Annotated in this window: 27 protein-coding genes; 14 read left to right on the top strand and 13 right to left on the bottom strand. The window is 71.4% G+C overall.

What is annotated here, in order from left to right:
• Positions 1–13: 13 nt before the first annotated feature.
• From VFV67_RS33760 to VFV67_RS33740, 5 genes are all read right to left on the bottom strand, one after another.
• Entirely contained in the window at positions 14–187 is a 174-nt protein-coding gene (locus tag VFV67_RS33760) for a CsbD family protein (protein ID WP_326474780.1), read from the bottom strand.
• Positions 188–262: 75 nt separating this feature from the next.
• A complete protein-coding gene (locus tag VFV67_RS33755) occupies positions 263–1,237 on the bottom strand; it encodes a DNA topoisomerase IB (protein ID WP_326474779.1) in 975 nt (324 codons plus the stop codon).
• Between the two features lie 7 nt (positions 1,238–1,244).
• Positions 1,245–1,571 (bottom strand): plasmid stabilization protein, encoded by a 327-nt coding sequence (locus VFV67_RS33750; RefSeq protein WP_414636398.1) that lies wholly within the window; start codon positions 1,569–1,571, stop codon positions 1,245–1,247.
• 113 nt (positions 1,572–1,684) lie between these two features.
• Positions 1,685–2,170 carry a DUF6292 family protein gene (locus tag VFV67_RS33745; protein ID WP_326474777.1) on the bottom strand — a complete coding sequence of 162 codons (486 nt, stop codon included), beginning with the start codon at positions 2,168–2,170 and terminating at the stop codon, positions 1,685–1,687.
• Between the two features lie 128 nt (positions 2,171–2,298).
• Positions 2,299–2,703, bottom strand: coding sequence for a DUF6098 family protein (locus VFV67_RS33740; protein WP_326474776.1), 405 nt, complete (start codon positions 2,701–2,703; stop codon positions 2,299–2,301).
• Positions 2,704–2,812: 109 nt separating this feature from the next.
• Between VFV67_RS33740 and VFV67_RS33735 the strand changes: the two genes are divergently transcribed.
• The 3 genes from VFV67_RS33735 to VFV67_RS33725 all read left to right on the top strand — a co-directional run bounded on the left by VFV67_RS33735 (position 2,813) and on the right by VFV67_RS33725 (position 4,536).
• Positions 2,813–3,346 carry a phosphatase PAP2 family protein gene (locus tag VFV67_RS33735; protein WP_326474775.1) on the top strand — a complete coding sequence of 178 codons (534 nt, stop codon included), beginning with the start codon at positions 2,813–2,815 and terminating at the stop codon, positions 3,344–3,346.
• Between the two features lie 179 nt (positions 3,347–3,525).
• Positions 3,526–4,203, top strand: coding sequence for a DUF6766 family protein (locus tag VFV67_RS33730; protein ID WP_326474774.1), 678 nt, complete (start codon positions 3,526–3,528; stop codon positions 4,201–4,203).
• An 81-nt stretch (positions 4,204–4,284) separates the two neighbouring features.
• Positions 4,285–4,536: a hypothetical protein gene (locus VFV67_RS33725; RefSeq protein WP_326474773.1), complete on the top strand. Its 252-nt coding sequence runs from the start codon at positions 4,285–4,287 to the stop codon at positions 4,534–4,536.
• Between the two features lie 14 nt (positions 4,537–4,550).
• Here the strand turns inward: VFV67_RS33725 and VFV67_RS33720 are convergent, their stop codons facing one another.
• Positions 4,551–7,592 (bottom strand): AfsR/SARP family transcriptional regulator, encoded by a 3,042-nt coding sequence (locus VFV67_RS33720; protein WP_326474772.1) that lies wholly within the window; start codon positions 7,590–7,592, stop codon positions 4,551–4,553.
• A 101-nt stretch (positions 7,593–7,693) separates the two neighbouring features.
• On the opposite strand from VFV67_RS33720, the gene VFV67_RS33715 reads away from it, so the two are divergent.
• From VFV67_RS33715 to VFV67_RS33675, 9 genes are all read left to right on the top strand, one after another.
• Complete coding sequence (locus VFV67_RS33715) at positions 7,694–8,422, top strand: hypothetical protein (RefSeq protein ID WP_326474771.1); 729 nt, start codon at positions 7,694–7,696, stop codon at positions 8,420–8,422.
• A 42-nt stretch (positions 8,423–8,464) separates the two neighbouring features.
• The gene (locus VFV67_RS33710; RefSeq protein WP_326474770.1) at positions 8,465–8,749 is read left to right on the top strand and encodes a hypothetical protein; all 285 of its coding nucleotides are present in this window, start codon (positions 8,465–8,467) and stop codon (positions 8,747–8,749) included.
• Entirely contained in the window at positions 8,749–9,261 is a 513-nt protein-coding gene (locus VFV67_RS33705; RefSeq protein ID WP_326474769.1) for a hypothetical protein, read from the top strand. Before VFV67_RS33710 ends, VFV67_RS33705 begins: the two co-directional genes overlap by 1 nt.
• Positions 9,258–9,731: a DUF6325 family protein gene (locus tag VFV67_RS33700; protein ID WP_326474768.1), complete on the top strand. Its 474-nt coding sequence runs from the start codon at positions 9,258–9,260 to the stop codon at positions 9,729–9,731. Before VFV67_RS33705 ends, VFV67_RS33700 begins: the two co-directional genes overlap by 4 nt.
• Before the next feature lie 23 nt (positions 9,732–9,754).
• Positions 9,755–10,048, top strand: coding sequence for an SHOCT domain-containing protein (locus tag VFV67_RS33695; protein ID WP_326474767.1), 294 nt, complete (start codon positions 9,755–9,757; stop codon positions 10,046–10,048).
• A gap of 138 nt (positions 10,049–10,186) precedes the next feature.
• The gene (locus VFV67_RS33690; protein ID WP_326474766.1) at positions 10,187–10,765 is read left to right on the top strand and encodes a hypothetical protein; all 579 of its coding nucleotides are present in this window, start codon (positions 10,187–10,189) and stop codon (positions 10,763–10,765) included.
• Between the two features lie 117 nt (positions 10,766–10,882).
• Positions 10,883–12,145, top strand: coding sequence for a lipase (locus VFV67_RS33685; protein ID WP_326474765.1), 1,263 nt, complete (start codon positions 10,883–10,885; stop codon positions 12,143–12,145).
• A 14-nt stretch (positions 12,146–12,159) separates the two neighbouring features.
• Entirely contained in the window at positions 12,160–13,212 is a 1,053-nt protein-coding gene (locus VFV67_RS33680; RefSeq protein WP_326474764.1) for an alpha/beta hydrolase, read from the top strand.
• Positions 13,213–13,499: 287 nt separating this feature from the next.
• Positions 13,500–15,056 carry a hypothetical protein gene (locus VFV67_RS33675; protein WP_326474763.1) on the top strand — a complete coding sequence of 519 codons (1,557 nt, stop codon included), beginning with the start codon at positions 13,500–13,502 and terminating at the stop codon, positions 15,054–15,056.
• On the opposite strand, the gene VFV67_RS33670 is transcribed toward VFV67_RS33675, so the two are convergent.
• Both VFV67_RS33670 and VFV67_RS33665 read right to left on the bottom strand, forming a co-directional pair.
• Positions 15,035–15,979 (bottom strand): hypothetical protein, encoded by a 945-nt coding sequence (locus VFV67_RS33670; protein ID WP_326474762.1) that lies wholly within the window; start codon positions 15,977–15,979, stop codon positions 15,035–15,037. The genes VFV67_RS33675 and VFV67_RS33670 overlap by 22 nt on opposite strands.
• Positions 15,980–16,260: 281 nt before the next feature.
• Entirely contained in the window at positions 16,261–16,887 is a 627-nt protein-coding gene (locus VFV67_RS33665) for a vWA domain-containing protein (RefSeq protein WP_326474761.1), read from the bottom strand.
• 93 nt (positions 16,888–16,980) lie between these two features.
• Between VFV67_RS33665 and VFV67_RS33660 the strand changes: the two genes are divergently transcribed.
• Positions 16,981–19,977, top strand: coding sequence for an AfsR/SARP family transcriptional regulator (locus VFV67_RS33660; protein ID WP_326474760.1), 2,997 nt, complete (start codon positions 16,981–16,983; stop codon positions 19,975–19,977).
• Here VFV67_RS33660 and VFV67_RS33655 read toward each other — a convergent pair.
• From VFV67_RS33655 to VFV67_RS33635, 5 genes are all read right to left on the bottom strand, one after another.
• Positions 19,929–21,212: a helix-turn-helix transcriptional regulator gene (locus VFV67_RS33655; RefSeq protein WP_326474759.1), complete on the bottom strand. Its 1,284-nt coding sequence runs from the start codon at positions 21,210–21,212 to the stop codon at positions 19,929–19,931. The genes VFV67_RS33660 and VFV67_RS33655 overlap by 49 nt on opposite strands.
• 127 nt (positions 21,213–21,339) lie before the next feature.
• The gene (locus VFV67_RS33650) at positions 21,340–21,513 is read right to left on the bottom strand and encodes a hypothetical protein (protein WP_326474758.1); all 174 of its coding nucleotides are present in this window, start codon (positions 21,511–21,513) and stop codon (positions 21,340–21,342) included.
• 146 nt (positions 21,514–21,659) lie between these two features.
• The gene (locus tag VFV67_RS33645) at positions 21,660–22,238 is read right to left on the bottom strand and encodes an NUDIX hydrolase (protein WP_326474757.1); all 579 of its coding nucleotides are present in this window, start codon (positions 22,236–22,238) and stop codon (positions 21,660–21,662) included.
• A gap of 93 nt (positions 22,239–22,331) precedes the next feature.
• Positions 22,332–23,240, bottom strand: coding sequence for a dienelactone hydrolase family protein (locus VFV67_RS33640; protein ID WP_326474756.1), 909 nt, complete (start codon positions 23,238–23,240; stop codon positions 22,332–22,334).
• Positions 23,241–23,338: 98 nt separating this feature from the next.
• Positions 23,339–24,178: a TIGR03619 family F420-dependent LLM class oxidoreductase gene (locus VFV67_RS33635; protein WP_326474755.1), complete on the bottom strand. Its 840-nt coding sequence runs from the start codon at positions 24,176–24,178 to the stop codon at positions 23,339–23,341.
• A gap of 136 nt (positions 24,179–24,314) precedes the next feature.
• On the opposite strand from VFV67_RS33635, the gene VFV67_RS33630 reads away from it, so the two are divergent.
• Positions 24,315–25,838 carry an alpha/beta hydrolase gene (locus tag VFV67_RS33630; RefSeq protein ID WP_326474754.1) on the top strand — a complete coding sequence of 508 codons (1,524 nt, stop codon included), beginning with the start codon at positions 24,315–24,317 and terminating at the stop codon, positions 25,836–25,838.
• Positions 25,839–25,878: the final 40 nt, after the last annotated feature.

The raw sequence follows: 25,878 nt of genomic DNA, 5'->3' as shown, positions 1-25,878 counted from the left end.
GTCGGCCGGCTCGTCACTTCTTGAAGGCGTCCTTGACCTTCTCCACCGCCTGTTTGACGGCACCTTTGGCCCGTTCACCCCTGCCTTCGGCTTCCAGGTCCTCGTCGTCGGTCAGCCGGCCGACCGTCTCCTTGGTCCTGCCCTTGATCTCGTCGGCCTTCGCATCGAACTTGTCTTCGGCACTCACCGAATTCCTGCCTCCTTCCGAGCGGACATTCGTTACCTGGAGTGTTGCCCTGCTATTCCGCCCGCCAAACCCCGGTCAGCCGCGCAGGAGGCGCCGCACGGCGTGCTCGATGTCCTCGCGGTCGCCGCTCGGCGGATCGATGGTGTGCCCGTCGGCGAACCGGTCGATCACCCTCGGGTCCACATACGACCGGCGGGCCACGGCGGGCGTGTTGCCCAACTGCTCGGCGACTGCCCGCATCACCGCCGCCTCCGCGCGCTTGCTCGCCCGTTTCGAGGTGGCCGGGTCGAGCGCGGCGAACTCGGCCGCGGCCAGCACCGTGGCGGTCCAGGTACGCATGTCCTTGACGGTGAACCGGTCACCGGCAAGCTCCTTGAAGCGCTCGTTGACGTCCCGGGCGGTCAGCTCCCGCCGGACCCCGCGCCCGGTGCGGTAGGCGAACAACCGTTCGTCGTCGGCCCGGCCCCGGCGCAACGCCGTGATCAGCCGGGCCAGCTCCGCGTCCCGGATCACCGCCACCCGCTCGATCCCGCTCTTGGCCGGGAACCGGAACCGCAGCTCCCCGCCGCGCAACCGCACATGCCCCCGCAACAACGTGGTGACCCCGTGCGAGTCGTTCTCCTCCGCGTATTCCTCGCCACCCGTCCGGAACACGCCGCGGTCCAGGATCCACAACGCTCCGGCCAGCACCCGCTCCGGCGTCAGCCCCGTCGAGACCAGGTCGTCGCGGATCTTCTTGCGGACCGCCGGCAGCCGCTCGGCCAGTTCGAGCACCCGGTCGTGCTTCTCGGCGTCCCGCCGCCGGCGCCACTCCGCGTGGTACAGATACTGCTTGCGCCCGGCGTCGTCCACGCCGACCGCCTGGATGTGCCCGTTGGCATGCGGGCAAATCCACACGTCCCGCCAGGCCGGGGGGATCACCAGGCCCCGAATCCGGTCCACGGTCTGCGCGTCGACCGGGTTCCCCCCGTCATCCACATAGGAGAACCCGCGGCCCCGCCGAACCCGCCGAACCCCCCGGCCGGCACAGTCACTACGCCGTAACCGCACGGTCGGTTCAGCGGCCCAATGCCGTGGCGAGCTCGTTCTTGGTCATCTTCGACCGGCCCTTGATGTTGCGCTTCTTGGCCTCGTTGTAGAGCTGGTCCCGGGTCGGGCCCTTCGGCCCCGTCTTCCCGGACCGCTGGCCGCCGCGCCGCTGCGGCGAGGAGTCCTGTGTGGAGCTTCGGCTGGACTTCTTGGCCTCGCCGGACTGTGCCCGGTTCTTGTTCACCGTCCGCGCGGCGATCTCCTCGGCCCGGTCGGTGGAAGCGCCCTGCTTCTTCGCCGAGGACTTGATGTGCTGGTACTGACGCTCTCGCTTGTCGCTCCATGCCTTCGGCACGACACACCTCCGTCTCCGTCGTCGATACGACTGGCGGGTACCCGCTCGGGCGGTGTCCATGCGCCCCGATCGGGGTACCTACCCAGCCGGACCGCGCGGTCCACGATGGACAGTCAGCCCAACGGCAACGGCACGACGGGCTCCGCGCCGCAGGCCGTGTCCCGCACCGCCCGGTCGCCCGGCGTCGCCGCGTAACCGGCCAACCGGTCCAGCAGATCGTCCGGGCTCCCGTCGCGCAGCCGCGGTGGGTCCGGACGTACCGCGGGACGCCCGGCGCGGGCCGCGCCGGTCTCCCGGACGGCGAAGGCCGCCACCGTGCCCGGGTCGGGCAGCACGTCGCCACCCAGATAGCCGACCACCCGCAGATCCCCACTGGCCCGCGGCTCCACCGCCAGCGACCAGCCGTACAGCTCATGCCACAGCAGCGCGGTGTCCCAGCCCGGGAAATCCGGATGCCGCAGATCCACCGCCACGTACGCACTGACCGGCGGGTCCAGCTGAACCATCCAGCCGGGCCCGGTCAACTTCAGCGCCTCGGCCACCAACTCCACGTAGCAGCGCAGCCCACGCGCCGCCGCCGACTCGAACTCCCAGTCCATCACGGGCCTCCCCATCCAGCCGAATCACGACGGAACGAGACAGGCGCCGGCTGTTTGACGCTGCACGGTCCTCTGTGCAAGTAACCCCGCATGACCCCTGTCAAACCTGCCGGCCCCCACGCGGGTGATCAGCGCCGGACTCTGCCGGCATCCATGCGCTTCTGGTAACGGCTGTGCGCTTCGGCCACCAGATCGGCGGTCAGCCAGGCCAGTGGCCGCACGTCGACCAGCAGCGGTTCGTTGTCCGGGCCGACATCGACCACCTCACCGGTGAGCACCCACGGCCGGGAGCCTTCCTCGATCTTGCGGCGGTACTGGCAGACCGCCCGGGCCAACCAGTCCTCGGTCGGCAGGGTCCACCAGCCCGGCGGCCGCAGCGGGTTGGCCGAATGCCCGGGCATGGCCAGCCCGCTTTCGTGGTCGACGCTGGGATGCCCGGCGTCCGCCTCGGGTCCCGGGGAGTACCGCAGATACACCGGAACTCCGAGATCTACCAACTCGGCCAACTCCGCCAGCCGGGTCACGGCATGCATCGGTCCTCCTCCCGACCGAACCCGTTTGTGCCGCTCAGCCCCTGTTTACCCCGATTGCGGCCGGGGAATCACCGGGTGCGGAACCGCGCACGTCGCAACGGAGGAACGCATGGGCCGCCGGTGGGAGAGGTTGAACCGGGCCGAGGCCCGGGCGCTGGCCGGCGACCCCGCCCTCCCGGACCGGCCGCCGAGCCGAGTGGTGATGGCGGTGACCACCGCGGCGCGCGGCGGCGGGCTTTGGCTGGCCCTGTGCGCCGCCGAGGCGCTGCGTCCCGGCGGCGACCGGCGCGTGGCCCGGCACGCCGCCCTTGCCGTCGTCGCCGCCCTCGGCCTGGCTCATCTGATCAAACGCGGCACGCCGCGCCGGGCCCGGCCCGAGCCGCCCGGCGGCCCGGCCCGGCGACTCCTCAAGGAACGCCCGGACTCCTCGTCGTTCCCCTCGGCACACGCGGCGACGGCGGCCGCGTTCACCGCCGCGGTCGTCGCCCACGACGTCCGCCGGGCGACCCTGGTCGCGCCGCTGACCCTGACCGCGATCTACGGCCGGCTGCGCGCCAGGGTGCACTGGCCGACCGACCTCCTGGCCGGGGTCACCCTCGGGGTCGGCACGGCCGCGCTGGTCGGCTGGATTCTTGATCGCTGAGGTTTGCCGGCCGGCGGTCGTGGTCATTCCCGGTCCCATGACCGGCTGTCTCACCGCGCGGCGCCACCCGAGGGAGCGGTGATGCGCCGCGGCCTGTTCACCGTCTACCTGGCGACGATCCTTGCCGGCCTGGGCTATTTCATCGTCATCGGGTTGCTCGGACGGTAAGGGGACCGCACATGGTGAAGCGGGTGCTGCGGGACAACGGCCTCGGCCTGTTCTTCGGGGTGCTGTTCCTGGCCGCACTGGTCGGTCAGGCGCTTGCCGGGCACGCCGGCTACAACGAACAGCAACTCGCCCATGGCGAACCGGCGGTCTCGTTCGGGGAGTTCCTCACCTCCAGCGAGTTCGTCGTCGACGTCGCCGAGAACTGGCAGTCCGAGTACCTGCAGTTCTTCCTGTTCATCCTGGCCACCGTCTGGCTGATTCAACGCGGTTCCCCCGAATCGAAGATGCCCAAGGAGATCGGCGGCGAAACCGACGAGCAGCAACAACTCGGCGCGCACACGACCGCAGGCGCACCGGCCTGGGCCAAGACGGGCGGCTGGCGCACCAGGGTGTACTCCAACTCCCTCGGGCTGATGATGGCCGGCCTGTTCCTGCTGTCCTGGCTGGCCCAGTCGTTGGCCGGGGTCGTGGTCTACAACAACGACCAGACCACCCACCAGCAGGAGCAGCTGAGCTGGCTGCAGTACCTGGCCAGCCCCGACTTCTGGGACCGCACCCTGCAGAACTGGCAGTCCGAGTTCCTGGCCATCGGCTCGATGGTGGTGCTGTCCATCTACCTGCGGCAGCGCGGCTCACCGGAATCCAAGCCGGTCGGCGCCCCACACGTGACCACGGACGAAACCGGCTGAGCACCGGCAACCGGCTGCTGGACGACGGCCGGTTCCGGCGGAATGCTGGGGGCGGCGCCGAGCAGCGGGAGTGAATGAATCATGAGCGGACGAGGTGTGGTCGTGCGGGCGGCGGTGGCTCTGATGATGGCCGGGACGGTGGCCGCGGTCGCGCCGGGGTCGGCAACCGGTGGCACCAACTGGATCAAATGGTTCAAGTCGTCGAACTTCGCAACGTTGTCGGAATGTGTCGCGGAAAAGAACCGGTACGCCGTCGACTTCGGACTGGACGTGCGGCCGGGCGGTAGCTCCTGCTTCGGCGCCTACTACTTCGAGTACGCGCAGGAGTTCTGAGCGCCGGCCCTCGGCTAACGGTGTCGTCCGGCGGCTTCGTGCCGGTCGAGATCGGTCAGCCGGGATTGGATCTCGGCGACATCGATCTCTTCGATCCGGGTGAGACCGAGGTCGGCGAGAATGGCCAGGGTTTGCTGCCAGTTCCGGCGGGCGAGATCGCGCTGACCGAGGGCATGGCAGGCGCGGGCCAGGCCGTCGTGGGCCCGCGACTGGTCGGGAGCCTGCCCCAGTTCGCGCGCGAGGTCGAGCGCGCGCCGGTGGTGGGCGAGCGCCCGGTCCGCCCGCCCGATGGACAGGTCGACCTGTCCGAGGCCGTACAGAGCCTCGAACTCGCTGTTGCGGTGACCGAGCTGCTGGGCGAGGTCGAGGGCCTCCCGGTAACAGCCGGTGGCCGCGTCGTACCGGTCGTCCAGCCGGTACGCGTGGCCGAGACTGCCAAGCGCGTTGAGCTCGCCGACCCGGTGGCCGGTCGAGCGGGCGATGGCCAGCGCCTGCTTGTTGCAGTCGATCGCGAGGTCGAACCGGCCCTGCATGCGGTGGACCGACCCGATGCCGCGCAGCGCGTTGTGCTCGCCGGCGCGGTCGCCGAGCGTCCGGGCGATGGCCAGGGCGTCCTGGAGGCAGTCGATCGCCCTGGCATGCGCACTCTGCGCGCGATAGGCGGCGCCGAGTCCGGTCAACGCGTTGAGTTCGCCCGCACCGTCCCCGACGGCGCGCGCGATGGACAGGGCGAGCCGGAAGCAGTCGATGGCCGGCCCGTATCGACCCTGCAGGCGGTGGACCTGACCGAGACCCCACAGCGCATCGTGTTCGCCGGCGCGGTGCCCGGTCCGGCCGGCGAGCTCGACGGCCTGCCGCAGGCAGTCGATCGCCGCGTCGTAGCGTTCCTGCATCCGGTGCACGTGGCCGAGCCGGGTCAGGATGTCGGCCTCGGCGACCCGGTCACCGGACTGGCGCGCGGCCCGCAGCGCACAGGTGTGCAGGGTTTCGGCGTTCGAGTAGCGGCCCCGGGTGCGCAGGTGCCGGTGCAGCAGCGCGGACAGCCGCACGGCCGCGGCGGGACCGCCGCACTGCGCCACGGCGAGGAGATTGGTCAGCTCGACATCCAGCCAGGCCGCGGCGGCCGGCTCGCCGTCGAGCTCCGGCACCGGGACGCCGGACTCCGGCGGTCGGGGCCGTGCGCCGGTCTCGTGCGGATAGAGCAGATCCATCGCCACGGTCGCGGTGCCGGCGTAGTGGTCGAACAGCCGGGTCGCCGCCCGGTGCCGTTCGGCCTCGGATTCCAGCTCCGCGCAGACGTGCGCCGCGTGGGTGCGGACCAGATCGTGTAGCTGGTACCGGTTCGGCTGGGGTTGCGCGACGAGATGGACGTCGAGCAGATCGTCGAGCAGCCGTTCGGCCCGGTACGCCGTGGTGCCGGCCAGTGCGGCGGCGGCGTGGAAGTCGAAGTCCGGTCCGGGGTGGCGGCCGAGCAACCGGAACATGCGCTGCTGATCGGGTTCGAGCAACCGGTAGGAGACGTCGAGGGCGGCGGTGACGCCGCGCTGGCCGCACTCCAGCTCGGCCAACCGGCGTTCCCGGTCCCGGAGCCGATCGGCCAGGTGACCCGGTGTCCAGGTCGGCCGGTGTCGCAACCGGGCCGCGGCGAGGCGGATGGCCAGCGGCAGCCGGCCGCACCGGGCGACGATCTCGTCGATCAGCTCGGCCGGCGCCGCACCGAGCCGGTCCACCCCGGCGATCCGGCGGAACATCGCGGTCGCGTCGGCGACCGGCAGCACGTCGAGGGAGACCGGCGCCGCGTCGTCGAGTCCGGTCAACCGGCGGCGACTGGTGACCAGCACCAGGCTGCCCGTCGCGCCGGGAAGCAGCGGCCGGACCTGGCTTTCGTCCAGCGCGTTGTCCAGCACGACGATCATCCGCCGGCCGGCGATGCTGGTCCGCCACAGCGCCGCGCGTTCCTCGAGGGTGTGCGGAATGCGGACCCCGGGCACGCCGACCGATCGCAGCATCCGGTCGAGGGCGTCGGCCGGAGCGACCGGATCCATGCCCCGGGTACTGCCGTGCAGGTTGACGAACAGCTGGCCGTCCGGAAACCGGTCGGCGAGCCGGTGGGCGGCGTGCACGGCCAGCGCGGTCTTGCCGACGCCGGCCATGCCGTCGATCGAGCCGAGCACGACCGTCGGTGGCGGGTCGGTGCCGTCGGGGTGCAGCGCGAGCAGGGCTTCCAGCTCGGCGGCCCGGCCGGTGAAGGTGGCCAGATCACCGGGCAGCTGGGCCGGCCGGGGTGCGGCCGGTGCCGGCCGGACCCCGGGTGGCACCAGGCTCAGCTCGGGGTCGTTGCGCAGGATGGCGGTGTGCAGCCGGACCAGCCGCGGAGCCGGATCCAACCCCAGCTCGTCGGCCAGGGTGCCGACCGCCTGCCGGAACACCTCGAGGGCCTCGGTCTGCCGCCCGGCCCGGTGCAGCGCGAGCATCCGGGCGGCGACCAACCGCTCCCGGGTCGGGTGCGCCCTGGTGAGCTCGGCCAACTCGGCGACCAGCTCGTCGTGCCGGCCAAGGTCCAGGTACGCCTCCGCCCTCGACTCCTGCGCGGCGATCCGCTGCTCGGCGAGCCGGGCACACAACTGCGCGCGCAACTCGTCCGAGGCGACATCGGCCAGCGCGGGTCCGCGCCACAGGCGCAGCGCCGTGTCGAGCAGCTCGGCCCGCTCGGCCGGGTCGGCGGTCTCCCGGGCCTGCCGGGTCAGCCGGGTGAACTGGTGCGCGTCGACCGTCTCCGGGTCGACCAGGACGGCGTATCCGGCCGGCGTGCTGGCCAGCTCGACGCCCCCGGCGCGCAGGCACCGGCGTAACCGGGACACGTAGACGTAGATCGCGTCCCGGGGGGACCGCACGGACTCGCCGGTCCAGAGCAGTTCGGCCAGCCGCCGCACCGACACCGGGCGGCCGGCTTCCAACAGCAGCACCGCCAGCAGCAGCCGCTCGCGCCGGCGACCGACGGCGACGGGTTCGCCGTCGGCGACCGCCGTCACCGGTCCGAGCAGTCGAAACCGCATGGCGGTGAGGCTATCCGCGCCGCGGCAGGCTCGTGGTAAGGACGGTGAAAGGTCTGCGGGAAAAACTCTGGGCGCCGTGCTACCGAGGAACGGGGAGAGCGATGCGCAGAGACGACGGCTGGCATCGCGGGTTCGCCGAACCGGACCTTGGCGACGAGGACCGGCCACCCCCGACACCACGATCGAAGCCGGGCACCACCGGGTTCACCGGCGCCGACGACCGGGACGTGATCACGGTGACGGTGGACGGTACGGGTGTGGTCGCCGACGTGGGCGTGCCACCGAACTGGCGGGACTGGATCGGGCCGCGCGAGCTGGGTCAGGCCCTGCTCACCGCCGCGAACAACGCGTTGTCCGGCTGGCTCGGCGACATGATCGAGCGCACCGATCTCGAGCCGGGGCTGTCCACGACCACCCGCGCGGACGCCCTGGACGCCGGCGGTGATCCGTCCAGTGCGGTGGCGCGGAACCTGATGGCCGAGATCGGCGAGCTGTTCGCCACGGTGGACCGGGATCTCGCGGCCTACCGCGAACAGCTGGTGCGGGCGGCGAACGTCACCGCCGAGGCGAAGGGGAGCAACGGCCGGATCCACGTCACCATGGCACCCGGGTCGGTCTCGGCGGTGACCGTCGACTCCCGGTGGGCCACCTCCGCCCGGTACACCGAGATCCGCGCCGAGGCCCTCGGTGCTTTTCGCGCCGCGGGACGCCAGCTCGACGGCGCGGGCACCGTCAGCGTGCCCGCGTCGCTGGCGCGGATCCAGGAACTGGCCAGTGACCCCGTCGCGCTGTGCCGGGAACTGGGTCTTTCCCGACCCCAACAGAGATGAGGGATCCCTTTGACGTCGGTAGCGGTCGCCTGTAGCCACCTGGTGGCGGACTCGGACAAGTGGGGGGAGATATCCGACGCGGTGCAGGCCGCGTCCCGCACGGCCGACGGCCTGACCCTGGGACCGGCCAGGCTGGGCTACGCCGCGGAGGCACGCGGGGTCGTCGACGCCTATGACGGCCTGCGGCAGAAGTTCACCACCCTGCTCGCCGGCGCCGCGACCGAGTTCGACAAGGTCGCCGCCACCCTGGTGGACGTCGCCACGACCTACCTGCGGGAGGACGAGGAGAACGCCCACGCGCTCAAACGGCTCGAGGAGCATCTCTGATGACCGACTCCGCCTTCGACGAGGCGGTCCAGCGGATCGAGGCCGGAACCAAGGAACTCGAGCAGATCTGGAACGACTTCGTCAACGCCGTCAACGTCGTGCTTCCGCGCCTGCCCGGGTACCTGCAGCCGGTCGCGAAGCGGTCGTTCAACAAGCTTTCCGCCGAGCACGACAACGTCGTGGAAAAGATCGTCAAGGTCTACGCCGAACGCGGTTCGGCCGGCGCGGTCCGGCAGGTCGCCAGCGACTGGAACACCGAGGTGGGCGCGAAGACGAGCGAGCTGGCCCAGAAGCTCAACGCCACCCAGATGCCCAGCCACAACAAGTGGGAGGGCCCGGCGTACATCGCGTACAAGGAGGTCATGGCCTTCCAGAGCACGAAGCTCGGCGAGGTCAAGACGATGACCGACAGTGTGCACAGCACCCTGAACGAGATCGCCAACGCACCGGGCAGACGTCACCCGGACCAGGCGATGCCGGCGGGGCACCGGGTACCGATGCTGGTCCGGTGACGGATGAAGAGACCCCCACGGGTGAAAAGCACCACAACGGACCGATCGACTACCTGGTGGTCGAGTTTCCGGGCAGTCGCCTGACCGGGGCGGGACTGGCCGCCCTCGTCGAGCTCGTCGACCGGGGCATGCTTCGCGTTCTCGACCTGGTCTTCGTCCGCAAGGACGCGGGCGACAAGATCACCGCGATGGCCATCGCCGACCTGGACGGCGATGGGGACCTCGACCTCGCGATCTTCGAAGGAGCGGCGTCCAACCTGCTGGGCAGGGACGACCTGAACGAGGCCGCGGGTGTGCTGACCGAAGGCAACTCGGCCGCGATCCTGATCTACGAGAACCTCTGGGCGGCCCCGTTCGTCGCCGCGCTTCGGCAAAGCGGTGCGGAGCTCGTCGCCCGGGGACCGGTTTCCGCATCGGATCTCCTGTCCACGCTGGACATGTCTGAGCTGGGCGACCGCGTCCCGAGCTGAACCCTGACGAAAGGACGTGTTCCATGCCAGGTCTGCTTCGCGGCATCGCCCGTACCGCGGTCGTTGCCGGTACCGCGACCGCGGTGTCCAACCGGGTGTCCCGGCGGCAGGCGGGTCGCTGGGCACAGCAGGAGGCCTATCCGCCCCAGCCCACGTATCAGCAGGCGCAGCCCGTCTACGTGGCCCAGCCCGACGACCAGGGTGACGAGATGGACGCCCGGCTGGACCAGCTTCGCAAGCTCAGCGACCTGAAGGCCCAGGGCGTGCTGACCGAGGAGGAGTTCCAGCAGCAGAAGCAGCGGATCCTCAACCAGTGACCACCCGTCCCGGGTGATCCCCCCTCGCCCGCCCGCCCGGTTCGACGTGTCGAACCGGGCGGGTGGCCATTGTGAACCGTCACGATTCCGTTCGTCCGCCCGAGATTATCTGCGAACGCGACGGAATGGTGGTCATGGATGCGCGCTGGAACCGCACCCCGAATCCTCGGGCTGGTGGCACTGGTCGGTGCCGTCATCGGCCTGACCGGCTGCGAGGACCCGCAGTCCAGCGCCAGGAGCAAACCGCGGGAAGCCGGTCTGGCGTCGGCCAGCGCCACGGCGGCGCCGACCAGCGCTACCGGCCCGACCGGCACCGGATCGAACCCGAGCGGCAGACCCGGCCCGGCATCCCGGCCGCCGAGCAGCCGGACCAGCACCGGCACACCGGCGCCGAGCACCCCACCGGCCACGGTGACGCTCGCCGTGGTGCGGCAGCCGACCTGCCCGGTACGCGGCACGCCCGACGCCCCGTTCAGCACGCCCGGCACGGACGTGATCATTGAATGGAAGGTGACCGGCGCCGGCGGTGCCGCGCTCGCCGTCGACGACCCGACCCGCTACGCCGCGTACGGCATGTACCCGGCCGCCGGTCAGCTGTCCCTCGGCTTCGGCTGCGGCACCGGCCCGGGCACGACGACGCACACCTACACGGTGTGGCCGGCCGGCATCAAGAACGTCTCCAAGACCATCTCGGTGAGCGCCACGAACAACCCGTGATCCGGTGTGGCCGACACACATGCGCCGGCGGCCGGCGATGGTGGTCACGCACGTTGACGGCGCGGCGCGCGGCGCGGAAGGTACCTCTACCGCAGCCGATGCCGGGAGGTCGCCGCGATGCCCGTTCCCCGATCCTCGCGGCCGCTGCTGGCGAGCGTGCTGGTCTTCGCCGGGCTCTGCGCGATGCCGGCGCCGGCCGCCGCGGACCCGGCGTACCTGACCAGGGAGGCCACGTTCACCACGGTGGCTAACGGGTGGGCGACGGTGGACCGCTACCGCGACACCACGGCCGGTTTCGCCGACGAGCAGTACCCGCCGGACGGCCGCGGCGACCAGGACGGGCAGCGGCGCACCTTCTTCGGCGGCGTGGCCCGGCCGTCCTCGGCGCGGTTCCTGCTCTACTCCGCACCCGGCTGGGATTCCGGCAGCCGGCCGACTCCGGTGCTGCTGGTGCACGGCGCCAACGACAACCCGGACCGGGCCTGGGCCAACCCGAACGAGTCCGGCGGGTTCGGCTGCGGCTCGGTCAGCTGCCCGTCGACCGGGCTCATGCAGTACCTCAGCGCCCGCGGCCACCGGGTGTTCGCCATCGGGTTCGCGCACAAGCAGGGCGACAACTACCAGCAGGCGCAACAGGTCGGCGACGCGATCGCGATCATCAAAGCGCGGCTCGGGGTCGGTTCGGTTGACGTGGTCGGCTGGAGCAAGGGCATGATGTCGGCCCGGATGTACGTCGCTTCGGTGCGTCCGTCGTGGGGTCGCGGCTACGCCGGGGACGTGCGCAGGCTGGTGCTGCTCGGCGGCCCGAACGGCGGCTACGACTACCCGTTCGCGCACGGCTGGGCGCACGACTTCTCGATCTGGCCGGAGTGCGGCGGGGCGGTCAACGCGCCGAGCCCGCACACCAACATGACCTGTTTCGGCGCCTACACCTACCATCCCGAGCTGTCCATCACGCCGACCGCCGGCCGGGACGCCTATCCCGGGCAGCGGCAGATGCTGGCCCGCTTCGACGGCGTCTACGGGGTGAACACCGCCACCCAGGACTGGTACACCACCTACTACGGCGGGCAGGGCTTCTACACCAGCGGTCCCGGCATCCAGGCGGCGATCAACGCCGGCTCGCTGATCGCCACCATCCAGGCCACGCCGACCCCGGCGGGCGTGCCGGTCTACCTGCTGGCCGGCGGCGCACCCACGATCGTCGGAATCTGGAACGAGACCAGGGGGCCCAGCGACGGCGTGGTGTTCGTCAGCAGCGCGCTGGCCACCGCCGGGATCGGCACCGTCGGCGGCACCGCGCTGGTCGGCTCCGCGAACCACCTCCAACTCGGTTGGGCGTCGGCGGTCCTGTCGACCGTCGCCGGTTGGCTGTCGTAGAAGGGAAGTCCGCCATGACCCGGCTGCTCGCCGGAATCGCCGCACGCACCGTGGCCACCGACCGGCTTTCCGTGCACCTGCTCGAGGTGCCCGGCCAGTCCGGCGCCCCGGTGATCTTCGTGCACGGCAACGTGTCGTCCAGCGTGTTCTGGCAGCAGACCATGCTGGGCCTGCCGGCCGGTTACCGGTCGTTCGCGGTCGACCTGCGCGGGTTCGGCGGGACCGATCCGCTTCCGGTGGACGCCGGCCGGGGCCTCGGCGACTACGCCGACGATCTCGCCGCCACCATGGCCGCGCTCGGGCTGGACGCGGCGCACCTGGTCGGCTGGAGCATGGGCGGCGGTGTGGTCATGCGGCTGCTGCGCGAGCGACCCCGGCTGGTGCGCACCGCGACGCTGGTGAACCCGGTGTCCCCCTACGGTTACGGCGGCACCCGCGGCGTGACCGGCGAGCTGGTCGACGCCGGTGGCGCGGGATCGGGCGGCGGCGCGGCGAACCCGGACTTCGTGCGGCTGCTGCGGGAGGGCGACCGGTCGGACGCCTCGCCGCTGTCGCCGCGCCAGGTGCTGCTGGCCTTCTACGTCAAGCCGCCGTGCCACCCCGAGCATCTGGACATGCTCGTCGACGCCATGCTCAGCACCCGGATCGGCGACGACCACTATCCGGGCGACGTGGCCGGCACGGCGGCGTGGCCGGGCGTGGCCCCCGGCAACCGGGGCGTGCTCAACGCGATGGCCCCGGTGCACCACCGGCTCGACGATCTGCACACCGTCGATCCCAAGCCGCCGATCCGCTGGATTCGCGGCACGGACGACCTGATCGTGTCGGACACGTCCATGTTCGATCTCGCCAACCTGGGCGCGCTCGGCGCGGTGCCCGGTTGGCCGGGAGCCGAAACCCATCCGCCGCAACCGATGGTCGCCCAGACCCGGGCCGTGCTGGAACGGTACGCCGCCGCCGGCGGCACCTTCGACGAGGTGGCCATCGCCGACACCGGGCACAGCCCGCACATCGAGAAGCCGGCCGAGTTCATGGCCGCACTGCGGGAAATCCTCGGCAAGGGCTGACCGGGGTCGAAAACCCGGCGGGCTCCTCGGCGTTGTGCGAGGAGCCCGCCGCTGCCGGAACGGATCAGGTCAGTGGCAGTTGTACAGGTTCTGGTCGGGCACCCGCCCCCACCCCCGCCGTTGCCGTGGCCGTACCGCCACAGCAGGTGAGCTAGAGTGTCGGCGGCTGCCAGGAAGCCGCCGGTCCGCGGGAATGGGCTCAGCCCACCTGGGTCGTGCGGCACCCGCCATCATCGCTCTCCTTTCGGCCTGACCGAGCGGACATCAGGCGTACGAGAGGAGGCATCATGCCGACCATGGGCATGCCCGACCGCCCGCACATCGACCGGTTCCGCCGGCAGGCCCGGGCCCTGCAACGGGCCGTTCGGGCCGGCGATCCCGACGCCGTGGCGCGGCTGGCCCGGCACCATCCCGGCGGGGTGCCCGACGACCCCGGCGGTTTTCGGCTCAGCGCGGCGCAGTTGGTGGTGGCCCGGGAGTACGGGTTCGCCAGCTGGCCCCGGCTCGGACGCTACCTGGACACGGTGGCCGAACACGGCTGGGACAGCGGGCTCGGTGCGGCGCCCGCGGCCGGCCCGGCGGCGGAGTTCTGCCGCCTGGCCTGCCTGACCTACAGCCGAGAGGACGGGCCGGAGCGCTGGGACCGGGCCCGCCGCCTGCTCGCCGAGCATCCCGATCTGACCACTGTGGACATCTGGGCCGCCGCGGCGGCCGCCCGGCCGGACGAGGTCGGCCGGCTGCTCGGCGAGCGGCCGGAGTTGGTGGCGCAGCGCGGTGGCCCGCTGGGCTGGCGGCCGCTGTTCCACCTCGTCTACTCGCGGTTCGACCCGGCCGTGCCCGCCGAGCGGGTGCTCGCGGTCGCCCGGCTGCTGCTCGACGCCGGCGCCGACCCCAACGACGGCTACCTCTTCAACGGCCTGCCGTGCCCGTTCACGTTGCTGACCGGCGTGTTCGGGCACGGCGAGCTGGGCAAGCACCGCCAGCCCCGGCACCCGCACTGGCCGGCGCTCGGCCGGCTGCTGCTCGACGCCGGCGCCGACCCCAACGACGCCCAGACCCTGTACAACCGGATGTTCGAGCCGGACGACTCGCACCTGGAGCTGCTGTTCGAGTACGGGCTGGGCACCGGGGACGGCGGGCCGTGGCGGCGGCGGATCGAGGAGTTGGCCCCGCCCGCGCGGCTGCTGCGCATCCAGCTGCGCTGGGCGGTCGAGCACCACCAGCCCGCCCGGGTTCGGCTGCTGGTCGAGCACGGCGTCGACTTCCGCGCCCCGTTCGAAGGGGACGGACCCGCGTGGAGCCCCGGCGACGGCCGCACCCCGGTCGAGCTGGCGCAGGAGTACGGCGACACCGAGATCGCCGACTACCTGCTCGCCGAGGGCGCCACCGCACCCGATCCCGACCCGGTGCGCGAGCTGATCGCCGCGGCGTTCCGCGCCGATCGGTCCACAGTGGACCAGATCCGGGCCGAGCACCCCGATGTCGTGGCCCGGGCCAGGAACAGCCGTCCCGGGCTGATCGTCTGGGCCGCGACCAAGGCTCCGGTCGAGACGGTCACGTTGCTTGCCGAGCTGGGCTTCGACGTCAACGCCTACGGGCGTGGCGACGCACCGGTCGAGGAGCCGTGGGAGACCGCGCTGCACCACGGCGCGGTCACCGGCAACACCGAGCTCACCCGCCGGCTGCTGGACCTGGGCGCCGACCCCGACCTTCGGGACCAGCGGTTCGACGCCACTCCGCTGGACTGGGCCAGGCACTTCCAGCAGGACGCCACCGCCGCACTGCTCGCCCCCGTCACGGCGCAGGAGTCCACCGGAACCGATCAACCCCAGCGGGCACCGTAGGCGAGGCCGGAGCCGAGGTTGCGGAAGGTCACGTGGAGGTCGCCGGCGGCGTCGGCGGCCACGCCGTCGCCGTCCCGCACCGGGTCGTCGATATCGCGCTCGAAAACGCCGCGCAGCACCGAGATCTGGTCCGGTACCCGGGCCCGGTCGAACCGGACCCGAAGGTCGAACAGCGCGCACCGGTGCCGAGGCACGCAGACGAAGTAGGGCCGCATCGCCCGCCCGTCGGACAACCGGAACTGGACGCCGATGTCGTGCGACTCGCCCCTGGCCAGCGGCCGGGGCAGGGCGACGGTGAACGAGCGCCGGTAGGTGGTCTCCATGCCGCGCTCGGCAAGGGTCCCGCCGTAGAGCACGAACGCGTCCAGCCGGGCCTGATCGGCCGGCGCGGCCAGGGTCATGGCCAGGTCCAGCTCGGTCAGGCCGTCCCGGTCGGCGACGATGCGGCGCTGCTCGATCGCCTCCGGTGCCGGCCGGTCCAGCGCCAGCACCAGTCGCAGCTCCGCGGTGTGCCAACCGGTCTCGACCGAGGCGGGATCCTGCGCGGGCGGTGCCGCCGCGACGACGGCGAGCTGGGCGAGATGGTCGATCCCGTCGTCGACCCGGCGGCGCGCGGTCCGCGGGTCGCGGTTCAACCGGGTGGCCGCCCACTCCACCCGCTCCTGGTAGAGCCGAAACCGGGCCTCCGGGCAGATCGCGAACGCGGCCAGCACCGCGACCCCGATGTCCGCCGGCAGTTCACCGGCGAGCTGCTCCAGCCGTTCGGCCACCTTTCGGCGGACCACCGCGGGCGGATCCGCGTCGTCGATGGCGCAGACCTCCCGCAGTGCCGGCCCGATGCGTTCGTCGATCTGGCTGACGAACACTCCTCGGCCCTTGCGGAGCAGCTTCAGTTCCCTGACCAGGTCGGTGATCGTCACCATGCTCGAGCCCTCCCAACGTTTCCCGTTGCCGGTCGGGTCGTGACCAGGGAAACGCCTTTTGATGTGCACCTGAGGGGGGACACACTCGGTGGTGGAGGTCATAACCATCCATTCCGGAGAAAGAGACGACATGAAGCTTCTGTGCGCGGTTTCCGTGACCATTCGGCTGGCCGGCCTGGCGTTCTTCGCCGGTTTTGTGCTCGGGATCGCTCTCGGCTATCGGGCGGTCGACGGTCCGGCCGAACCCAGCCGGACCCCGGCCGCCCCGGCAGCGTTGTCGGCTAATGAATTTCCATCGTCGCCTCCGTCCGTCCGGCTGTGGACAGCCTGGACGGGACCGATGGACCAGAAATGGACAAGAGATGCATGAGCGCGGCGCCCAGGTCCGCCCCGTTGCGACCCAGGTACGCACCGGACGTGCAGATCCGGTTGATGGTCACCGGATCCGCTTCACCGACGCCGAAGCCCACGATGTCGGGATGGTCGGCCCAGGCCGGATCGACAAGTCTGGCGTGGGCCGCAGGCCAGGCCAGCGGATCGGTCGGCTGTCCGTCGGACAGGAAGAACACCACCGGCCGGCACACCTCGTGAGAATTCCGCCGAAGCACGGCCACGTCCCGGGTAATGGTCTCCCGCAGGAAGCTGAACGCCGGGCCGAAATTGGATGCCGCCCGGGTGACACCGCCGGATATCGTCGCCAGCCCGTCCGGCCCGCCGAGGGGCAGTAGAATCTCGGGCGACTCGGAGAAGCCGATCAAGCAGAATCGCGTCCGCTCCGCGACCAGTGGATCAAGCCCGCAGGTTCGGTGCAGCTCGAGCAGGCTGTCAGTCACCGTGTCGATGTGATCCAGCATCGAGAACGAATGGTCACAGACCACATAGATGGGCAGGACGGGGCCGGCGCGCATCGACACTCCTTATGGTGGGCCGGGGTGAGGGTGGCTCGATCCGAGGGTCGCCGGACGGGATTGAACGGCGATGGATCAAAAGGAGATCCGGCTATGGAGTTCCGGATGCTGGGTCCGTTCGAGGCGTGGCACGACGACCGCCAGGTCGATCTCGGGGACCAGCAACAGCGGTTCGTTCTGGTCGTTTTGCTGTTGCACGCCAACCGGCCGGTCTCCGGCGACCGGCTGATCGACATCGTCTGGGGCGACCGGGCGCCGAGCACGAACCTGGTCCCCGGTTACATCGCGAAGTTGCGCAAGTCGTTCAAGGCGGCCGGCGGCACCGGCACGGAGATCACGACCACACCGACCGGGTACGTGCTGCGGGTCGGCGACGACGAGATCGACACGGTGCGGTTCACCCGGCTGTGTGCCGAGGCGGAGACGGCGAAGCGGGCCGGAGATCGGGTCGCCGCGACCGCATTGCTGCGCCGGGCCGTCGGGCTGTGGCGCGGGGATTTCCTGGAGGACATCGACATCGACCGGGTCGGCGGCACCGACGTGGTCACCGCGGAGAACCAGCGGTTGGACGCGCTCGGCGACCTCGCCGAACTGGAGCTGGCGGCGGGTAATCACCGGCGGGTGCGGGATCGGCTCGGCCCGGTGGTGCGGGCCGATCCCAGCCGGGTGCGCCCGGCCGAGCTGTTGATGCGTGCCCTGCTCGCGGGGGACGACCGGGTGGCGGCGATGCGGCTCTACCAGCAGACCGTGCGGGCGTTGGATGCCTACGGCATGCCGGTCCCGGCCGAGCTGCGGGATCTGGCCTGGCTGGCCCGCTATGACGGGCGCCGCGGTGTGTTGCCGGGCAGGCCGGCCCGGTTCACCGGGCGGGCCGGCGAGTTGGCCGCGATCGAGGCGGTCGCCGGGCAGGTGGCGACCGACCCGCGGGTGGTGTGGTTGAGCGGGCCGCCCGGGGTCGGCAAGAGTGCGCTGGCCATCGAGGCGGCCCACCGGTTGCGCGACCGGTTCCCCGACGGTGCGCTGCTGGTTGAGCTGGACGGGTTCACGCCCAACGCCGCGCCGGTCAGCCCGGCCGATGCGCTCGGGCGGCTGTTGACCCGGCTCGGCCTGCCGGACGAGGCCGTCCCGCCGACGCTGACCGCTAGAAGGGCGCTCTACCAAGGAAAGCTGCACGGCACCCGGACGCTTGTGGTGCTGGACAACGCCTCGTCCGCCGATCAGGTGCGGCCCTTGTTGCCCGAGGCGCCGGGCTGTCTGGCGATCGTGACCAGCCGCCGGGTGGGCGATGACCTCGAGGTCGCCGAGGTGCGCCGGCTCGGCCCGCTGCCGCCGCAGGAGGCCGCCGAGTTGTTCGGCAAGCTGGCCGGCCCGGACCGGTTACGCGCCAGGGGCGCCGCGGTCGCCGAGGTGGTGGCGCGCTGCGACCGGCTGCCGCTGCCGATCAAGGTGGCGGCCGCGCAGTTTCGCCGCCACGACAGCTGGCCGGTCGAGCACCTGGTCCGGTTGCTGCGCGAGTCCGGCTCCTGGGCCGGGTTCGGCGATGTCGGGGTCGCGTTCCGGGTCTCCTACCAGCAGCTCGACCAACCGGCCGGCACGCTCTTCCGGCTGTACGGCGCGATCCCGGCCCAGGACCTGGACGGGCCCGCGGCCGCCGCGCTCACCGGCCGCGACACTGCCGAGGCCGCCGCGCTACTCGACGAGCTGCACGGGACGAGCCTGCTCGAGGAAGCCACGCCCGGCCGCTACCACATGCTCGACCCGCTCAAGGAGTTCGCCGCGACGCTCTCCCCCGCCGAGCCGGCCGAGGTGAGCGCCGGCCTGGCCCGCCTGCTGGACTTCTACCTGGTCACCACCGGCTCGGCGATCGCCGCCGCGTTCCCGTTCGACGGCGGCCACCTGCCGGCCTTCGACCGGGGATCCGCCTCGGCCCTCGCCTTCGACGACGAGCCGGCCGCGCTGAGCTGGCTGGCCACCGAGCGCACCAACCTCATCGCCGCGATCAGATACGCCAAGGAGCACGACCACCGCGAGCACACCTGGCGGCTGGCCGTGCTGCTGTGGCGCTACCTCTACACCCTCGGACACCTCGAGGACTGGACCGAGACGCTCGAACTGGCCCGGCAGACCGTGACCACCGAGCCACCCAACTCCTACGGGCAGGCCCACGTACTGGTCCGGCTGTCCACGGCCAGCTGGCGGGTCGGCCGGATCACCGAGGCACTCGAACTGGCCGAGCAGGCCCTGCCGCTGTGGGTCGCACTGGGCGATGTCCGCGGCGAGGCCGACACCCTGTGCGCCATCGCCGGACCGATGGCCGACCTCGGCGACCCCGCGCAGGCGATCACCGGGTTCGAACAGGCGCAGGCCAAGTACGAGCGGATCGGTCACGAACGCGGCCAGGCCTATGCCCTGAGCATGCTCGGCTACCTCAACGAACAGCGCGGCGAGTTGGCCGTGGCACACCGCCAGCACCTCGCCGCGGTGGACATGCTGCGCCGGGTCGGCTACCGCAGCGGGCTGGCCCACGCGCTGAACAACCTGGGCACCGTCCAACTCCGGCTGGGCCAACCCGAACAGGCACTGGCCAACCATGAGCAGGCCCACGCCATCGCCGTGGAGATCGGCGACCGCTGCGTGGAGGCCTACGCCCTCAACTACACCGGCAACGTGCACCGCTCCCGCGGCGACCTGGCCGAGGCCCGGCGCTACCAGGAACGGGCCAAGCTGGTGGCCAACTCCGTCGCCGACGCCCACCTGCGCACCCAGCTCTACCTCGACCGGGCAGCCACCTTCCACGCCCTGCACGATCAGGAGTCCGCGCTGCGGGCCTACCAGGCCGCCTACGACCTGGCCGGCGGCACCAGAGACCACGGCAAGCTCGCCCAGGCCAGCCACGGAACCGCACAGGTGCTGCACGAGACCGGTGATCACCAGCAGGCGGTGGACTACTGGCACACCGCCGAGCAGGGCTTCGACCGGCTCGACGCACCGGAAGCGACCCAGATCCGCCAGGCGCGTGCCGGGTTCGACTGCGCCTGCGGCTATCCGGACGAGCGCGGCGCCCGCAACACCCCGGTCAGCTCGGGGTAGACGTTGCGGACGGCCCGGTGGTTGTGCCACCGGTTCAGCGTCCGGGCAACCTGCCGAAGGTCGGTGCGCACGGTCGCCGAATCCACCTGCGCCGCGTCGCCGAGCACCTCGCCGAGGACGCCGCAGGCGTGGTCGATCTCGCCGCTCTGCGCGTGCGCCAGCACCCGCCGGGTGTTGAACCGGGCCCGCGCCCGACGCGCCGTCACCGGGATCGTCACCACGGACCGGTCCAGCAGCGCGGCGGCTTCCGCCGCCCGGCCCAGGTCGCACAGGGCCCAGCCGCGGGCCAGCAGCACCTGGTCGGCGACGGTGGACGAACCGAGCACGATCGCCTCGCTGCGGCCGGCGCCGGCCCGGTGGGTGTCGAGGTACTCGCCGGCGCGGTCGAGGGCGGCCAGGCAGGCGTCGAGATCACCGGCGAGCGCGTGCCCCTGCGCCTCGCACCGCGCGGCGAGACCGAGGACCCGCAGCCCCGCACCGGGACCTGCCTGCGCCCGCTGCGACAGCTCGATGGTGCTGATCGCATCCTGCTGGTACAACGCGATCTCCGCCTCGCGGACCAGGGCGTAGCTGGAGAGCTCCCGGTCCCGTCCGGCTTCGGCAAGCGCCACCGCCCGGCGGGTCCACCACACCGCGGCGCGCTCGTCCCCCGACTCCTGGCACATCCACCCGACGTACTCGGCGACCCGGGAGGCGAGCACCAGCAGCTCGGACCGGACCGGTTCCGGGTTGTCCCGTGCGAGTGCGCGCAGCGTGTGCACCTGGGCGATCACCTGACCGAGCACCACGGCCGGGCTGGTCTGCTGGCCGAGCAGGCGGGACTGCTCGAACGACGCGCGCAGGCTGGCGAGGACCGACCGGTCGATCGTCGGACGCGGACCCCGGACGAACGCCGAGCCGACCATGGCTCCGGCTCCGGCGAGCACCTGGCGGCGGTCGAACTGCTGGAAGCGGAGCTCACCGTTCTCGTGGAGGGTCATCACCCACGCCTCCTCACCGGTCGCCTCGGGCGGCGCCTCGGGCTGGGGGGACGGCTGGACCTTGGCGATCAAAGCGCCCCGGGCGTCGAGGGCGCCGTCGCACAGTCTGGCCACGGTCGGGTTGGGCGGCTTCAGATCGTTCTCGATCTTGCTCAGGTAGCCCTTGGTGTAGTTGATCCGCCCGGCCAGCTCGCCCATGGACATACCGGCGGCCTGCCGGAGCCTTCTCAACGTCGCACCGAATGTCTCGTCCACCGGTGCCTCCAGGCGACATCCTTCCGCTGCTGTCCCCGCAGTACACCATTGGCCGAATCAGAATGCAATGTGCCATTTGCATAGTGGTCTCCCGGGCGCCGCGCGCCCGGGAGACCACTTCGGAGTTTCAGCCACCCCAGGAGTTGCCGTCGGGCCGTTCCGACGGCGGCGGCTGGTTGGTTCCGCCGTCGTCGGCGACCGCAACGGACAACCCCGTGGTCGGCGCCGCAATGGCGATGAAAATCGACCCGGCAAGCGCGGCGATTTTGGCCGAAATAAGGACAGCCCGGGATGCGGACATGACATTCTCCTTCGTCTGATTTTCCCATAATTGGCGCTTTCGGGAATCGATTGGCGCCTACCAGAAGGATGTGCCAGTGTCCTGTTAACGACAAGAAGTTGACCGTTTCCCAATCGAATAGGAATCGGGAAACAGGCCGTTAACTGCTACTTTTCCTCGCCGAGGAAACCGCGCAGGTGCGCGCTGAGCACGGCGAAGGAGCTGCCGGCGTGCGGCATGGCGCCCGAGGTGACCAGGTCCATCACCTCGGCGGCCGCCAGCCAGTGCACCTCGAGATCGGCCTCGCCGGCCTCCAGCCGGGCCGCGCCCGGGCGCAGCCCGGTGGCCAGGAACGTGTGCTCCCGATGGTTGGTGAACGAGTCGGCACAGTTGATGGTGCCCAGCGGGACCAGCCGGTCCGCCGAGATCCCGGTCTCCTCGCGAAGTTCCCGCCGGGCCGCGGACTCCGGATCCCGGTCCGTGTCATCGATCCGGCCGGACGGCAACCGCCACTGGGTGCCGCCATGGACGTAGATCCACTGCCGGGTGATCGCCAGCCGCCGCCGCTCGTCCACGGCGAGCACCGTCACCGACCCGGGCACCTCCACCCGGTCGTACTCGCCATCCGACCCGTCCGGCCGCACGGTCTCATCCCGGACCACCCGTAACCAGCGCGACTCGAACAGCACCCGGGACGACAACCGCCGCCACGGCGGCCCAGCCACTCCCCCCGGCTCGTCGATCACGGCCCAAGTGAACCACAGCGCACGGCCGGATTGCCTCCAATGTGGACACGCCACCGGCGCCGTCGCGCCGGTGGCGGGTGTGCGGTCGGATGCTCAGCGGTCGTTGCGGTCGGCGTCGTCGAACCAGTTCAGGGCGCGGCGCCAGACTTCGGTGGCGGCGTGGGCGTTGAACCGGGCACCGGTGTCGTTGAAGAAGGCGTGGTCGGCCTCGGTGAAGGTGATCAGCTCGTGCTTGAGCCGGGCGGCTTCGAGGGCGGCCTTGGCGGTGGGACGGGTGGCGTTCACCCGAGCGTCGAGTCCACCGTAGACACCGAGCACGGCGGCGCGGGAGCCGTCCAGGTTGCCGCCCTCCGGGAACGGTCCGTAGAAGGGAGCGGCCGCGGCGAGACGCGGTTCGCCCGCGGCGAGCAGGCGCCACACCATGGCGCCGCCGAAGCAGAACCCGATCGCCGCCAGCTTCTTGCCGCGCACCCGCCGCTTGAGCTCGGTCACGGCGGCCTGCATGTCCTCGTCGAAGCGCTCCGGCGGGATCCGGGACAGCGCGGCGGCCACCTCGGCCTCGCCCGGGAACGAACCGGTGCCGCCCTCCTCGGAGAGCAGGTCGAGCGCCAGCGCGGAGTATCCGCTGGCGGCGAACCGGCCGGCGACCGTGCGGATGTGCTCGTTCAGCCCGCGGTTCTCGTGGATGACCAGCACACCGCCGCGCGGTCGGGCGGCGGCCGCCCATGCGGCCATCAGCGGCACCCGGGGACCCGCGAAGGTGATCGACTCCCGGGCGACGGGTGCCCAGCTGGTTTCCGACCCGTCGTGCCGGCCGCCGCGATCGGCCGACGCCGGCTCGGCGGCGGCCGGGGCCGCCGCGAAGGTGGCGAGCAGGCCGGTGGCGGCCGCGCCGGTCACCCCGAGCAACCCCAAGCGGCGTACCGCTTCCCGTCGACCGATGATGCCGTCAGCAAGGTCCTCGGCGACCTCTTCGGCGAGGTACCGCTGAATCTCCGTCATGGCCTCTCCCAGAGACGTTGAGAGTCGTACCGGTCGGTGACCGGCCGCCCACGGTCAGTTGAGAAGCATAGCCGCGCGATCAACACCTCCCGCCGCGTTCAGATCCGGCCGATCAGGGTCGATCCGGTCGTTCGGATCAGGTCGTCGATCTCGGTGCCGTCCATCGAGCTCGGCTGCACGACCAGCCGGTGCACGCCCAGATCGGCGTAGCGCCGGGCGGTGTCCAGGTCGAGCCGGCCCGGCGGGGTGATGGTGATCTCCAACTCGCCCAGCTCGGCCGGCCGGCCGTGCCGGCTGGTAGCCGCGCGCAGCTCGGCCAGCTCCGCCGCGGTCCGCTCGACGTCCATATCCCAGCCGTACCAGCCGTTTCCGGCGCTCACCGCGCGCCGGTAGGCGGCCGGCGACCAGCCGCCGATGATCACCGGCGGATGCGGGCGCTGGACCGGCCGGGGTCGCTGGATCACCCCGTCGAAGGCGACGAACCGGCCGTCGAACGACGCCGCGGGTTCGTCCCAGAGGGTGCGCAGCACGGCCAGGTACTCGTCGGTGCGGGCACCGCGCTCGGCCGGCGACACCCCGAGGGCGCGCAACTCGGGTTCGACGTAGCCGACGCCGACGCCGACCGTGAGCCGGCCACCTGACAGGAAATCGACAGATGCCAGTTGTTTCGCCAACAACACCGGTTGGCGTTGGGGCAGCACGACGACCCCGATGCCGAGCCGGATGTGGCTGGTCACCGCGGCCAGATGGGCCAGGGCGACCACCGCCTCGAGGCGCGGCTGGTCCGGCGGGTCGGCGCTGTCCTCGACCGGCAGGGCGATGTGATCACCCACCCAGAGGGCCTCGAAGCCGGCCTCCTCGGCCAGCAGCGCCCGCCGCACCCGCACCTCCGGATCGGCGCTGCTACCCCGGTGCAACCCATAGAGAGCGATTTTCATCCGTCGAGTCAACACTCTGACCGGCTCCACAAACGACAGATTTGCGGAAGGCGATTTCCTGGCGGCTGTGCGACGTGTGCGGGCATGATGGGAGCATCCTTGCGATCTACGGCGGCAAGTGAATGGGGAGGTCACATTGCATAAGCGAAGCCTGCTCGCGTTATGGGTGAGCACATTGGTCGCGACCGTGGTGCCGGGGGTGGTCGGATCGAGTGTCGCGGCGGCCGAACCGGCGAGCCGGCCGACCGTGAACTGGCAGCCGTGTCCGGACGCCGAAGGAGTGGACTGCGCGTCCATCCGGGTTCCGCTCGACTATTCCCGGCCGAGGGGCGAGCAGATCACCATCGGGCTGGCCCGCCGGCCGGCCAAGGATCCGGCGAACCGGATCGGTGCGGTGCTGGTGAACCCGGGCGGTCCCGGCGGTTCCGGTGTCGAGATGATCAAGTCCGGCGACGTGTTCACCGACCAGGTCAACGCCCGGTTCGACCAGGTCGGGTTCGACCCGCGCGGCATCAACACCAGCACCCAGCTGCGCTGTGACGTCGAGCTGTCCGAGCGGGCGGACGCGGCGAAGCGCCCGGCCAGCCAGGCCGAGTTCGACCAGCTCGCCGCGATCAACCGGCAGCTGCACGACAGTTGCCGGGCGAACTCCGGTCGGCTGGCCTTCCACGTGGACAACCTGCACACGGTGCGGGACATGGACGCCATCCGGGCCGCGCTCGGTGAACCGAAGCTGACCTTCCTCGGCTACTCCTACGGCAGCCTGATGGGGCAGCAGTACGCCCAGGTGTTCCCGCACCGGGTCCGCGCGCTGGTGATGGACGGCAACATGGACCACAGCATCACCACCGCCTGGGACTTCATGCGCACCGAGACCGCGCCGGTCGAGCAGGCGTTCCGGGAGTTCGCGAGCTGGTGCGACCGCACGCAGGCCTGCGCGCTGCACGGGCTGGGCAGCACGGCCGTGTACACCGATCTGAAGGCCCGCGCCAAGGCCGGCACGCTGGTCGACCCCGACGGCGAGCCGGTCACCTTCTACGACCTGGCCGGCATCGCGTTCGTCACGGTCATACCGCAGCTGTGGAGCACGGTGGCGGACGAGCTGCGGGCACTGCACGACGGCACCGGCGCCAGCGGCGCGGACTTCGCGGCGCTCGCGGAGATCGGCCCCAACCCCTACCCGCTGATCTGGTGCAGTGACTGGCGTTACCCGGTGCGCGACTACGCCGAGTACGCCGGTCTGCGGGCCCGGCTGGCCCAGCGGTTCCCGATCATCGAGTGGTCCCCGTACGTCGACCACGCGATGACCTGCGTGAACAGCGGGACCAGGAACACCAACCCGCAGCGCCCGCTGGACATCGACAACGCCCCGCCGCTGGTGATGATCGGCAACGTGCACGACTTCGCCACGGTGTACGAATGGACGCTGGCGGCCGCGAGGCAGAGCCGCGCCCGCCTGATCACCTACGAGGGCTGGGGCCACACCGTCTACGGCTTCAGCCCGTGCGTGAACGCCGCGGTCGACGCCTACCTGATCGACCTCCAACCGCCGGCCCGCGGCCTGCGCTGCCCGAACCTGGACGAGCCCGGCATGGCGACGGCGAATGCCCAACCTCGGCCGAACACCACCGGTCCGTACCGGATGACCAGCCCGCGTTGATCGCTTGTCGGCTCGCCGGGTCGTTCCCGATCATCGTGGC

The organism is Actinophytocola sp., assembly GCF_035762905.1.
Taxonomy (GTDB): Bacteria; Actinomycetota; Actinomycetes; order Mycobacteriales; family Pseudonocardiaceae; genus DASYTH01.
Note: the sequence above shows the minus strand (reverse complement) of the source record. Positions and strands in the feature narration are given on the sequence as shown.